The following is a 13,205-nucleotide window of genomic DNA, read 5'->3' on the forward strand; positions in this document are numbered from 1 at the left end:
GACATTATTTTTTTGTTTTTCCTTCGGGATAGATATCGATTAGGTACTTCCGCAAATTTGATTTTGCCCTTTGCAGCAGACTTTCTACGGATTTTAAGGTTGTTTCCATAACATCAGCTACTTCCTGTCTTGGAAGTCCTTCCACAAAGCTCAATACGAAGGCTGTTTTTTGGGTCTCAGGTAGCTCATCTATGGCTTTGAACAAAAATCGTGATTTTTCCTTGTTTTCCAATTGGACACCGGGATGGTCGAAATCGGTACGGTCCCGCTCGTTGACCTCTCTTTGAGAAACAGGACTTCTTTTTCTTTTTTCCAACTTGTTCAATGCCTTGTTGACCGTAATCCTATATATCCAAGTACTTACTTTGGACTTTCCCTGAAACGTATCCGCTTTCTGGTAAATAGTCAAAAAAATGTCCTGAGTGACCTCCTCTGCCTCTTCTATGTTCTGTAGATAACCGATGGCGGTATTGTACACTTTATTTTTGTATAGTAAGTACAATTGTTCAAAAGCATTTATGTTCCCCTTTGAGATTTCTTTAAGCAGTATATTTTCGATTCTTTTTCCCAAATATAAAGTACGTTTCTAACCGTATCTTAGGTTTAATTTTAATCAATCAGAATGGAGCATTCAACGGCCAGACTATAATATATATCACTCAACCTATCAACCCATTTGGGAGATAATCCTGATTGGGTATGTTTGACATATGATGATAGCTTTGGGCTTTGACCGTTAAAGTTGTAAAAGGTTTAACCCTTTGATCATTCTATTTTTTTGTGAAAACCACTAATACTTTATGTGCTCAACTCGGGAGCAAGGTAATAATCAAGGAGTGCATTGAACTTTTTTTGGATGGAAAGCCAAAGCCGGGCATCTTTTTACCAGCGAACAAAAGTGTAATGTTACGGAGATTATATTCCTGTATAATGAAGAACTGTATCAAACCCAGTTTGATTTTCTTCCCATGAGGTGTGGTTTTTTAAACGGCGAGTTAATTATGACTCTTTTAGCTGAAGGAATAGATTCCCAAGAAAGGTTCGTTTTACGGCACTTTTTAAATGCGCGCCTGAAAAGCTATAACTATTTCTTAACTTGTAATCTTTCCCCTAAAGAAATTCGAAGTGTAAATGAGTTCGGACGACAATTTGCGCAAAGATTTTCAAGAAGAATCATCAAAGGAAATGCTAGTTAAAAAACTGACCAAAGTAATCGAGACCAATTTGCACAATGACCAATTCGGGGTCGATAGCCTTGCGCAAGCGATGGGTATGAGTCGATCTAGTCTACACCGAAAATTGCATAAACTCCTTGGCATCTCCACAAGCCAATTCATCAGAGAGTATCGATTGAAAAGGGCTTTGGAAATTCTCAAAAACGAAGATGTAACGGCTTCTGAAGTGGCCTACCGTGTTGGGTTCAGCAGCGCAACTTACTTTAGCTCTTCGTTTCATAAATTCTACGGGTATACACCGGGAGAGCTAAAATCCAGAATCAGCAATGAAGTTGAAAAAGGAACTGAACAATCCATCCGCGAGATAACAAAAGGCTTACCGCTAGATTCTGTAAATTCAAAAACCACTAAAAACTTGAGTAAAAAACCCATTCTCTGGGTTGGGCTGCTTTTAGTAATAATAGCATCAGCTTTATTTTTTTATAATGCTTCTTCAAAAGATCATGAAAGAAATGTAGCGAGTGAAAAAACGACTGATAAGAAATCGATTGCGGTACTACCTTTCAAGAACTTGACGGGAAAACCAGATTTGGAATATGTGAGCGATGGCATGACCGATGCCGTAATTTCAAGACTCACACAGGTCAGTGCCATCGGTAAAGTAATTCCATTTACATCTACCCACGCCTATAAGAAAACCGATAAGACTATTGAAAAAATAGCAAATGAGTTAGGCGTTGCAACACTATTACAGGGTAATCTACAGATTTCAGGAGATCGAATTAAAATCAATCTACAATTGATCGATGCTTTCACAAGTGAACATATTTGGTCGGAAGAATATGCTCGAGATTGGAAGAGTGACGAAATTTTTAAAATGCAGACCGAAGTCGTAGAAGGTATCGCTGCCAATATGAATGCCTTTATTGCTAATGACGAGTTGGCTGCTATTAAAAAAGTTCCTACCAAAAGTAAGCTAGCCTATTCCTATTATCTTCAAGGGGAGTTTCAACGACAAAAAGGAAACGAACTATCATATTCAAATGCTATCAACCTTTATGAAAAGTCAATTGGAGCAGATTCGAATTTTGTACAACCCTATATAGAAATGGCTAATGTTTGGCATATGGGTGGGTCAGTTTGGGGTTTTTATGATGAGCAAAAAGCTTGGAGCAACGCAAAGGCGTATTTAAAACAAGCACTGAAAATAGAACCGGACAATCTACGGATTGCCGAAGAACTTAATACTGGAAGGTTTTTTTATGATTGGAATTTTGAACTTGTAGAGAAATTTCATCAAAGTATACTGCACAATTCCATAGAGGACAAGCCATCTGTCATATCACTTGATTATCCCATTAAAACTGGAAGGCCAGAAGAAACCCTTAAAGCGATTGAACGTCTTATGATAAATGACCCGTCAAATGTATTTTTTCCGTTCTTTAAAGCAGAGGCCATGTTCTATTTAGGTTCTAATGATGAAGCCGCAGAAATATTGACACAAACGGACCCCTTGTATAATGATAACTGGTTTTATTTGCGAGAATCCGCGAAACTATATTTTTACCTCGGAGAATACGAAAAATCAAAAAACCAACTTCACAAATTACTGACTCAATTCCCTGATTATCCCCCAATTTTAATGTGGTTGAATGCGGTATATGCCCAAATGGATGATAATTCTAAGGATAAGGCAAAGTTCTTGAAAGAATTGATCGACAAATACAATGAAGGTTCATCCGGCAGCCCGGCTTGGTTCCTTGCGTTATTCTATTCCACCGTTGAAGATTACGAAAAAACCTTTACGTGGTTACAAAGGTCCTATGATCGACATGAGGTTGAAATGACCTGGCTACGCGAAGAACCGTTATTGGCACCCATCAGAAACGACCCTCGATATATCGATTTATACGAAAAAGTAGGGTTTTCCAGTATTGGCTTACCGATAAAAAATTCTTTGGAAAATTAATCTTCTCAAATAACCTTTTCAACATCAGTTGAAGGTTCTGCACCATAATTTTAATCGCTGACCGAAAGCTTAACATCCTTGCAACATGTCTATTAGGCTTGACACAAGCCTTATTTCCATCTTTGATTCATCGATTTATAGGCGATAAAAAGATTCTGAAAAGACAGAATCAAGTATTCACTTAAATATTAAAGTATGAAAACAAAAATGACATTTGCAACACTTCTAATCTTCGGAGTTTTAATTTCTGAATGCATAGAAAAAGCTTCAGCCCAAGAGGCAAAAATCGATTTGTTGAATGATCAATTTCCTGAAGCACAACAAGAAATAATGGAAACTTTCGGTGCCATCGCGCATAGCCTTAAAGACGGGGACATGGATAAGCTAATTTCATTTCATGCCTACGGACCAAAGTTTACCGAATTCAAAAAGGAGAACCACGTAATGGAGGCGAAGCTAATGAAACATTTGAACGCACTGTTTTTGGCGGTGTCACAGAAGTAGTAAAATTCGATGCAAAAGACTTACAGATTGCAGTCTATGGCGATGTGGCCAATGTGACCTTTCATTCTGATTTTCATCTGAAATTCGGTCAAGACCTCGTTGTCGTTAACGACCAAATAACGCTATTGTTCTTGAAGACGACCAATGGATGGAAAATTGTTCACGAGCACCACTCCCCTTTAAATAAGGTATAAAATTAAAACCCGACATATCAGGCCAGGTAAAAAAAATTACCACTTGAATAATCCATTGAGCGCAAATATAGCAGCCATTTGACCAGAATGATAAAAGCCTATTTCTTACCATTTCCTTAACCATACAATACCACTTAGTTCCCCCGAATAACTAAAATCGAGTATTCACTTAAACATAAAAATCATGGAACTAAACGAAGAAAAATTAAACGAATTATTGGGGAAAGTAGTAACCGAAATGGGCGCCGCCGCTAATGGACCTCTGGTGCTCTTAGGGGATAAATTGGGGCTTTTCAAATCTTTGGCGGCATCTGGGCCAATGAATTCCACAGAACTGGCAGATGAGACAAACACCGCCGAAAGATACGTACGTGAATGGTTGTCGGCGCAGGCGGCATCTGGCTATGTCTCCTATGATGCCGAAACCAAAAGTTTTTCAATGACGCCTGAACAAGCGGCTGTTTTTGGCGATGAAAATAGCCCCGTATTTATGACCGGTGCATTCTACGCCATTACATCGGTCTATACTGATGCGCCAAAAATGGAAAAGGCATTCCAATCTGGCGAAGGTGTGGCTTGGGGAGACCATAGTACCTGCCTTTTCTGTGGCACGGAGAAATTCTTTAGCCCATCATATGAAAGCAACTTAGTAAACCAGTGGATTCCATCTTTGGAAGGGGTCGAGGCCAAATTAAAAGACGGCGCCAAGGTTGCCGACATCGGTTGCGGTCATGCGGCTTCCACCATTATTATGGCCAAGGCCTATCCGAATTCTACTTTTATCGGATATGATTATCATGATAAATCCATAGAACAGGCCAGAGAAAGAGCAAAGGAAACTGGGGTAACCAATATTTCTTTTGAAGTGGCTACCGCTAAAGACTTTCCGGGAGAAGATTATGATTTTATCGCCTTTTTCGATTGTCTACACGATATGGGCGATCCGGTTGGCGCATGCGCCCATGTAAAAAAAGCATTGAAGCCAGATGGCACTTGTATGATAGTCGAACCTTTTGCAAAGGATACCCTGGAGGAAAACCTTAATCCCGTCGGAAGGGCCTTCTATGCCTTTTCAACTACGCTCTGCACGCCTTGCTCCCTCAATCAGGAAGTCGGTCTGGCCTTGGGTGCCCAAGCCGGTGAAAAACGTTTGCGGGAAGTAGCGACTTCGGGCGGTTTTACCCAGTTTAGAAGGGCCACCGAAACACCATTCAATTTGATTTTAGAGGCTAAGGCCTAGTGTCAGCCGCGAAGTGTTAAGTCAAGTTCCCCCTTAAAAATCGAAAAACAAAACAAATGTATATGGTACACAAAATATACCATCGTTTTCTATTGGGAGTTTTAGTTTTATCCGCTTCGCTATTTTCATATGGCCAAAACTCCATTGACGGAAAAGTGCAAGATGAAGTGGGTGATCCCTTAGCCTATGTTAATGTATTATTGCTAAAGACGGGGGATTCCACTTTGGTCAAGGGGGCCATAACCGATGAGAGCGGCATATTTTTAATGGAGGATGTTGCCAAAGGAGCATATACCGTATCTGCTAGCATGATGGGATTTAAACCAAATTCAACCGAGTCATTCGAATTTGATGGGAGTTCAAAACTAACACTGTCCACGATTGTACTTTCCCAAGGTGTCGAATTGGATGAAGTCACGGTGTCATCAAAAAAAAATCTATACGCCCAAAAAATCGACCGCATGGTCATCAACGTGGCAAGTAGTATTCTCTCCGTTGGATCTTCAGCGCTTGAAATTCTTGAACGCTCACCAGGAGTAATTTTCGATCGGCAGAATAGTTCAATTTCATTGGTGGGCAAGAACGGGGTCGTTGTGATGATCAATGGCAAACAAAGTTATATGCCGGCATCGAGTGTTGTGCAACTTTTGCAGGGCATGAATGCGAATAATATCGAAACCATTGAATTGATTACGACACCACCTGCCAATTTCGATGCAGAGGGCAATGCGGGTTTCATCAACATTGTTTTCAAAGAACGGACCGATGTAGGACTCAATGGTTCTTATTCTCTGTCGTTCGGAGTTGGTAATGGTACGACAACTTCCGACAATATCAATTTCAATTACAGAAAAAACCGAATCAACCTTTATGGCAACTACTCTTTTCAACGAGACGCCCAAGGTCAATTGTTTGAGTTTGATCGGAATTTTAGTAATACGAACGCATTGCCGGTCAACATTTCCACCATTTCAAATCGAGACCCGATTCAGCGCAATCATGGCATTCGTGCGGGCTTGGATTACCAACTATCTGACAAAACGGTGATGGGCCTGTTGGTATGGGCCAATGATAACAAATGGACTATGGATGCCATAAACCAAAGCAGGGAGACAGAAAGCGGCACACCAAGGGCTTTTATTGAATTGTTGAATACCGAACGTAACCAATTGCAACATTTTGGGTCGAATATCAACTTGAAGCATGATTTCAATGAAGACGAGTTCATTAGTATTGATCTGGATTATTTGAAATACCGCCTCGAAAACCCCACAAGGTATACCAACAGCTTCTTCGATGGCAATAATGATTTCTTAAGGGAAGAACTTACCCAAAGTGATAAAACCACGCCGATAACCGTAACGGCCATTAAAATGGATTATAACAAAAAAGTGACCGATAGGGTTAAATTGGAAGTGGGGGTAAAAGGAGTTTTCAGCGACTTCGACAACGATGTGACAGTTGGCACTTTTCAAGGGCAAGATTTCATTGAAGACCCAAGTCTGACTGACATAAGTAATCTCAAAGAACGCATACTAGCCGGTTATGGAAGTCTTGATTATGCCATAAGCGATAAGACCAATCTGCAATTGGGGCTTCGCTATGAGCATACCGATTCAGAACTTGTTTCAAATGTACAAGGCAAAGTTGTCGATAGACAATTTGGGGAGCTCTTCCCGACCGCTTATATCTCACATAAGGTAAATGATACTTTGAATTTAAATTTTTCCTATTCCAGACGTATTACCAGACCGACTTTTAACGACATGGCGCCTTTTGTCATTTTCGTCGACCCTACTACCTTCTTTTCGGGAAATCCGGCGGTTCAGCCAGCTATTTCAAATTCGATAAAATTCGATGTAAATTATCGATCGGCAATATTGTCGGCACAATACTCAGTTGAAGATGGTACGATTTCCAAATTTCAATCACGTTTCGACGAGGTAAATGAGCGGCTAATTTTCGGAGCTACGAATTTAGACCGCTCCCAAATTTTTTCCTTGACCCTAGGTTTACCTTTGACGGTTACCAATTGGTGGAAAATTCAGAATAGTTTTATATTTCTCAACACCAAAATCACAACAACATTGAACGGGACATTATTCAACTTTGAACAAAATTCGCTTAATATCAATCATACCCAGTCATTTACCATGGCAAAAGACCTTACTTCTGAAATCAACTTTAATTACAACAGTCCTTCGATACTTGGCTTTATAGGCACCTCGACCCTCGAAGAATTCTACAGCTTCAATATAGGCGTGCAAAAAAAACTTGGCGAAAAGTGGGGTACGATCGGCTTCAAAATAAATGATTTGTTCGATGCAGTGAAATGGACAGTGGTCACGGATATTCCTGAACAAAACTTAAATACGGTAAATACTTTCGATATATTCAATCGTACCTTTATGCTGACCTATTCCAACAGCTTTGGCAACCGTAAACTCAAGTCAGCAAGACAAAGGGGCACTGGGACCGAGGAGGAAAAAAATAGGGTTGATTAAATTATGTCTCATAAAACGGGGAGTTAATGAGACTCTTTCGACAGAAAGAGTAGATTCTCAAGAAAGGTTCTTTTTTTGGCACGAACTAAATCTCTATTGAACTCTTTTGTTTTCAGTTTCCCCAACATTCTTGTTGTTATATTTGGATTCTTTCAATTTTCCAAAATTATAGGATGCCGAAAGCCGAACATAATTGGTGTTGAGCTGGTTGGCGTAAATAACATCGGTAGTGCCTATTCTGTATCCACCATCGTACATCACGTCGTAAAAAATGTCATTGAAATCAAGATTGAATGTAAAAGCATTATTGAACATTTTTTTTTCTAGGCCTATATTGACCGAAGATTGGCCTTTTCTCAACTTGATGCCATCTTGCATGTCGCTTAAATACCAAGCTGTGACATACAAAGTAAACCAATCTTGGATATCGAAAGTATTCTGGGAGTAGGCATAATAGTAAGGTCGACTCACACTAATATCAAAAGTTCCCGTATCGTCCACAAGCTTATTGTAGCTCCAGCTTAGATTGTTTATGGACTTCAACCATTTTAGGTTTATATTCTTGGATAAGGTGGCAAACAAAGCATGCTCTTTGCTAACGTTAACTTGCTGCAAGATGTATTCCCTCGGGTTATCTTCCGATTGGAAAGCGCCACCTGTAATTGGACCGATAGTATAGTTATATCCTGTTTTTAAACTCCAATTTTTAAAAGCCCATCCGAGTTCTATCGAATGTACCTTTGAAGGTTGAAGGTCTCTGTTTCCACGTACCGAGGTAAAAGCATCTTGATAGACCACAAAGGGGTTCAATCTATTATAAGGTGGTCTTATTATTCTTGAGGAATACGTAAGATAAGCACTTAGTCCCCCTGACAACCTAGCATTTATAGAAGCGTTCGGGAAGAAGTTAATATAGTTGTCCTCAATTATTTCGCCACCGTCAACGCTGGTAAATAGTTTAATATCCGTTAGTTCTGTCCGTAGTCCGAAACTATAGTTTACACTATCCGATATACTTCCCTTATAATTAATATAAGCGGCAGGAACCTTCTCGTCATATTCAAAATTGCTAGATAATACTTCGTTTTTGACCGGTGCCCTAATATTGTCAATATCAAAAAACAGGGTTTCCGAATTAATGTTGACATACCCGTATTTTATCCCTAATTCCAAAAGATGTGAATTCTCAATTGCTTTGGTATAGTCAGATTGTAAACTGAAAATATTGATATTGTTTTCTCCTATATTATTTATCAGGCCATTACTTTCTATACCATCGATACTATTGGATTCATCAATATCATTATCAAAATCATTATTGTAACCGGAAAACTGGCCTCCAACGAAAAGATTTGAACCCAAACTGTCAATTTTATTGTAATAATTTAGGTTGAGGGTATTCTTTAGGGTACTATCATCACGGGATAGTTTACTAGTATAGATGCCGATCTCATTGTCGGTTATCGTATTCTCACTTAGCCTGGTACCTCCCAGATCTTCAAAGGCTCCATTATATTCCAACGATAAATAGCTGTTTTCGGTAGCATTGAATTGAAGGCCAAGTCCATAGTTTGAAAAATTCTCCATTTTACTCCTCGAATCCGCTTTGATGTCCGACATGAAAAAGTCTTCGGTGGTATCTCTTGTTCGAGAGGTTCTCCAACTCCATCGATCATTCCCTATAAGCAGACCATAGTTTCCATTAACCGACCATTTCCCTTTTGAATAATTGTAATCTACATTGGTCCTATTGTCGTACCCTGCAAAACCACTGTAACTATAATAATTTTTTACCGTCCCTTTCGAGCCTTCATCCATAGTGCGCTTGGTTATAATATTGATGACGGCATTGCCTTCTGCATCGTATCTGGGGCCGGGATTGCTGATGATCTCGATACTTTCGATATTAGAGGGCGAAAGCGTTGATAACCGTTCGTTGGCTACTTTTATACCATTGACATATATAACAGCCGCCCCTTTTCCGAAAACTTCCACCCCATTGTCCTCATCGGTTACGATACTAGGCGATCTACTTAGTATTTCAATCACTGATGTACTGGTCGCCAATGTGGTATTCGCTACCTTGACCTCGATAGAACCATCTGCTCTTTCCTTGACCAGCGGAGTTTTCGCAATAACAACTACTTCTTGCAATTCGTTATTCGCCTCGGCAACAATAATGTTGCCCAAGTTTATTTCGGAAATGCCTTTGTATTCGACCGTGATATAGGTATCCACAAATTCGAGAGAAGTTAATTTTAGCAAAACACGTTTCTCTTTTAAATCGGTCAGTTCAAAAATTCCCTCAAAAAAACTTGTCCCCTTGACAATAGTAGAATCCATAGGCGAAATAATAAGGGCATTTCCTAACAAAACCTTATTTTTTGAATTGATTACATTGCCTGTTATTGAATTGATTGCTTGTGCATTAGAGTAGTTTTGCATCCCTAAAGCGGTTAGTACGACAATAACCTTTAAAATTTTAACCATCATTTACTTTTTGACTATTTTCAAAGCTATAGTTATGTACAAGTGGTTTTTGAAATAGTAGATGAATGCAGCTTTTTGGACTACGGATAGTCCATAAGGCTTTTATTGTTGGTTTTGGCGTATTCATAGCCCAAAACCACGGTTTCGTAGACTATTGGTTTTATGACGACCTAGAAAGATTATTTTTATGAATTAGGTATGAATAGATTGCTCACATATTTTGAGAACCCTGTTGTAAGGCACCTGTTGTTTTGGGGAGCTGTGTATTTGTATTTTGTACTGTCCGTGAACAATGTCAGTTCGTATGGCAGTTATAGACATGTGTTCGAATCATACGGACTCCTCGTATTGGCACAGATTATTACGGCCTATACCTGTTTGTATGTACTGATGCCCAAATTTCTGAACCAAAAGAAAACTGGCCTTTTTGTCTTTTGGCTGCTTATTTTATTAATGGCCGTATATGCCTTTTATCAAGCGGTCAAGATGTATTATTTTGATGTCGAATACTTTGATTCGTACAACGAAATACAAAGAAATTATGCCGTTGAGTCTTATGGAAAAAGATTGACCTATTTTTCAGTTTTTCTAAGTAAGTGCATTCTATATCTTACACCTACCGCTCTATTGTTGATGGCCCGTTTTTATAAGAATCAGCAAAAGTATTTAAAGCTCAACGAGCAAAAAAAAATTGCCGAACTTACTGCTTTACGAAATCAACTGAACCCACATTTTTTGTTCAATACCCTAAACAACCTATACGCTTTGGCCTTGGACAAATCGGACAAAACACCGGAGGTTATTGAACGGCTTTCGAATATTTTGGATTACATTCTCTACCGTTGCAAAGAAAATTATGTGCCCGTTCAAAAAGAAATAGAGCTTATCGAAAACTATCTTTCTTTGGAAGAAATACGTTATGGAAATCGGGTTGTAGTAGAATTTGATCATCAAGTCGAACCTGAAGACAAGATGGCCCCCCTTTTGTTACTGACGTTTGTGGAAAATGCTTTCAAACATGGGGTCGTACAAGAATTGAAAAACGCGAGAATCAATATCTCTCTTACCGTCGATACAACGGATGTTTTGTTTTCAATCTGCAATTCAAAACCCATTGGTATTATAGAGGAGAATACAGAAAATGAAGAACCTCTCGGACTCAAGAATGTGAAACAGCAATTGGAATTATTGTATCCGAATTCACATGAGTTAACGATTGTCGATGAAGAGGACAGTTATAAAGTTGCACTAAGACTAAAAAGGAAATGAAGTACAAATGTGTAATTGTCGATGATGAAGCGCTAGCAAGGGGACTCATTAAGAAACATTTGACGCAATTGGATGATTTTGAGCTAATCGCTTCTTGCGCCAGTGCGATTGAAGCTAGTAAAATCCTCAAAGAGGAAAAAGTAGATTTACTTTTTTTAGATATCGAAATGCCGGTTTTAAAGGGTACGGATTTTTTCAAAAACCTTATACACAAGCCCAAGGTCATTTTTACGACCGCTTATCGTGATTTTGCTTTGGAAGGTTTCGAATTGAGTGCTGTTGACTACCTCTTGAAACCCATCTCCTTCGCTCGGTTTTTTAAGGCCATAGAGAAATTCTTGGAACATATACAAAATTCTACGGTCCTAGGCGAAGGTGCCAATGTGACCAAAAAGGACTATGTCTTTGTTCGGAAGGATAGAAAGCAGGTAAAGGTATTTTTTGATGACATATTATGTATTGAAAGTGTCAGGGATTATATCAAGATTATCTGTGGAAAGGACAACCACTTGGTAAAACAAAGCCTGAAATCTTTTGAGCAGACTCTTGATAATAGGTTTCTTAGAACCCATCGTTCTTATATTGTGAACCTGCATAAAGTCACAGCCTACACCAAACAGGATATTGAGATTGGAAAACTAGAAATCCCTATTGGTAAAAGTTATAGTTCTTCGGTGTTTAAATCTCTTGAAGAATTGAATTAGTAAAAAAATGTAAATATCTTTCCATTTTTGTCCTATAAAAACAGCGGGTTAATAGGACAGATTGGGTAGAAAGAACAAATTCCTGAGAAATGTTGGTTTTATAAGACAAATGAAAAGTACTTGAGATGTTGACTTCAACAGAATATTAAACTCTTAATATATTATTTTCTTAATGTCCTTAGTAATCCCAATAGTCTTAACCCCATGCAGATTTGATAAGATAGTGATTGTGCAATTATCATCGGTAAGATGAGTCAATATTGCGCTGAAGCCATTGATACTTCCCGTATGTTTATCAGGAAGACTGACGAACCATCCATAAGCATAGTTATCTTTTTCGGGTAGTGAGGGTGTGAACATAATTTCCATGTATTTTGCGGACAGCAACTTGTTGGAAAATAACGCCCGACTGAACAAAAACAAATCTTCCACCGTCGATATCATATCCCCGGACCCCTTTACTATAGATTGGTCCCAAGGAGGGGCATTTATTACTTCTTTCCTAGTATTTGCATAGCCCTCGGCCCTTTCGTACAGCACGGTTCTGAATCTGGCAACACTTGTATTTTCCATCTGGGCTATATCAAAGATTTAGGTTTGTAGTATCTCAGCGAACTCCTTTCCTTTGACCTTCTCCAGAATAACGGTCAGTAAATAATATCCCAGATTGCTGTATCTAAAATCGATTCCCGCCTGGAACTTCGGTTCTTTGTCCTTAAAATACCCCAACATCATTTCCTGCGAATGTCCGAGTCGTTCCAGATTCCATTCAAAATTGGGGATATCCGGAAAATCGATTATACCGGAAGTGTGCGATAAAAGATGCGTATCTTGATTCCATCCCCAGGTGTTTTTGGATAATCGGGTAAATAATCTGTAATCTTTTTGTTCAAATCCAGCAGTCCATCTTCCACAGCCTTAAGAATCGCAATAGCGGTAAAAGGCTTGGTCATCGACCCTATCTGAAATTTTGTAACCTTTCATTAAATGAAAACCAAGACTATTTACCCCATAGGAGCTTATCATCGTTAGAGGTATTATATTGGATTTGTCTAAATCAATATTCCCAATAATTTTATCACCAGTAAAATCAATTATCTTGACTTTTGCAATTATTATGACAATAAGTGGTTTTTAAATCCAACTGAAACTTATG

Annotated in this window: 9 protein-coding genes and 1 pseudogene; 7 read left to right on the forward strand and 3 right to left on the reverse strand. The window is 38.9% G+C overall.

The window, feature by feature from the left end; genetic code table 11:
* Positions 1-4 precede the first annotated feature (4 nt).
* Positions 5-571 (reverse strand): RNA polymerase sigma factor, encoded by a 567-nt coding sequence (locus tag D7Z94_RS22280; protein ID WP_211341846.1) that lies wholly within the window; start codon positions 569-571, stop codon positions 5-7.
* Positions 572-1,131: 560 nt separating this feature from the next.
* On the opposite strand from D7Z94_RS22280, the gene D7Z94_RS22285 reads away from it, so the two are divergent.
* From D7Z94_RS22285 to D7Z94_RS22300, 5 genes are all read left to right on the forward strand, one after another.
* Positions 1,132-3,144, forward strand: coding sequence for a helix-turn-helix domain-containing protein (locus D7Z94_RS22285; RefSeq protein WP_120713844.1), 2,013 nt, complete (start codon positions 1,132-1,134; stop codon positions 3,142-3,144).
* A gap of 195 nt (positions 3,145-3,339) precedes the next feature.
* On the forward strand, positions 3,340-3,648 hold the full coding sequence (locus D7Z94_RS26030) for a hypothetical protein (protein WP_245967283.1): 309 nt from the start codon (positions 3,340-3,342) through the stop codon (positions 3,646-3,648).
* The gene (locus D7Z94_RS26035) at positions 3,567-3,842 is read left to right on the forward strand and encodes a nuclear transport factor 2 family protein (RefSeq protein ID WP_245967291.1); all 276 of its coding nucleotides are present in this window, start codon (positions 3,567-3,569) and stop codon (positions 3,840-3,842) included. The genes D7Z94_RS26030 and D7Z94_RS26035 overlap by 82 nt, the downstream gene beginning before the upstream one ends.
* Before the next feature lie 184 nt (positions 3,843-4,026).
* Positions 4,027-5,082, forward strand: a complete 1,056-nt coding sequence (locus D7Z94_RS22295) for a class I SAM-dependent methyltransferase (protein ID WP_120713845.1) — start codon at positions 4,027-4,029, stop codon at positions 5,080-5,082.
* Positions 5,083-5,144: 62 nt separating this feature from the next.
* On the forward strand, positions 5,145-7,586 hold the full coding sequence (locus tag D7Z94_RS22300; protein WP_158594706.1) for a TonB-dependent receptor domain-containing protein: 2,442 nt from the start codon (positions 5,145-5,147) through the stop codon (positions 7,584-7,586).
* A gap of 93 nt (positions 7,587-7,679) precedes the next feature.
* Here D7Z94_RS22300 and D7Z94_RS22305 read toward each other — a convergent pair whose 3' ends face one another.
* Complete coding sequence (locus tag D7Z94_RS22305; protein ID WP_158594707.1) at positions 7,680-10,031, reverse strand: outer membrane beta-barrel family protein; 2,352 nt, start codon at positions 10,029-10,031, stop codon at positions 7,680-7,682.
* A gap of 243 nt (positions 10,032-10,274) precedes the next feature.
* On the opposite strand from D7Z94_RS22305, the gene D7Z94_RS22310 reads away from it, so the two are divergent.
* Both D7Z94_RS22310 and D7Z94_RS22315 read left to right on the forward strand, forming a co-directional pair.
* Positions 10,275-11,345: a sensor histidine kinase gene (locus tag D7Z94_RS22310; RefSeq protein WP_120713848.1), complete on the forward strand. Its 1,071-nt coding sequence runs from the start codon at positions 10,275-10,277 to the stop codon at positions 11,343-11,345.
* Positions 11,342-12,049 (forward strand): LytR/AlgR family response regulator transcription factor, encoded by a 708-nt coding sequence (locus D7Z94_RS22315; protein WP_120713849.1) that lies wholly within the window; start codon positions 11,342-11,344, stop codon positions 12,047-12,049. Before D7Z94_RS22310 ends, D7Z94_RS22315 begins: the two co-directional genes overlap by 4 nt.
* Positions 12,050-12,202: 153 nt before the next feature.
* On the opposite strand, the pseudogene D7Z94_RS26040 reads toward D7Z94_RS22315, so the two are convergent.
* Positions 12,203-13,002 (reverse strand): annotated as a pseudogene (locus D7Z94_RS26040) (serine hydrolase domain-containing protein).
* Positions 13,003-13,205 lie beyond the last annotated feature (203 nt).

It is taken from the genome of Ulvibacterium marinum (assembly GCF_003626755.1).
Classification (GTDB): domain Bacteria; phylum Bacteroidota; class Bacteroidia; order Flavobacteriales; family Flavobacteriaceae; genus Ulvibacterium; species Ulvibacterium marinum.

Coding starts and splice junctions, on each gene's coding strand:
- D7Z94_RS22310 (WP_120713848.1), top strand. CDS start 10,275: ATGAATAGATTGCTCACATATTTTGAGAACCCTGTTGTAAGGCACCTG.
- D7Z94_RS22305 (WP_158594707.1), bottom strand. CDS start 10,031: ATGCAAAACTACTCTAATGCACAAGCAATCAATTCAATAACAGGCAAT.
- D7Z94_RS22315 (WP_120713849.1), top strand. CDS start 11,342: ATGAAGTACAAATGTGTAATTGTCGATGATGAAGCGCTAGCAAGGGGA.
- D7Z94_RS22300 (WP_158594706.1), top strand. CDS start 5,145: ATGGTACACAAAATATACCATCGTTTTCTATTGGGAGTTTTAGTTTTA.
- D7Z94_RS22295 (WP_120713845.1), top strand. CDS start 4,027: ATGGAACTAAACGAAGAAAAATTAAACGAATTATTGGGGAAAGTAGTA.
- D7Z94_RS26030 (WP_245967283.1), top strand. CDS start 3,340: ATGAAAACAAAAATGACATTTGCAACACTTCTAATCTTCGGAGTTTTA.
- D7Z94_RS22285 (WP_120713844.1), top strand. CDS start 1,132: ATGAGTTCGGACGACAATTTGCGCAAAGATTTTCAAGAAGAATCATCA.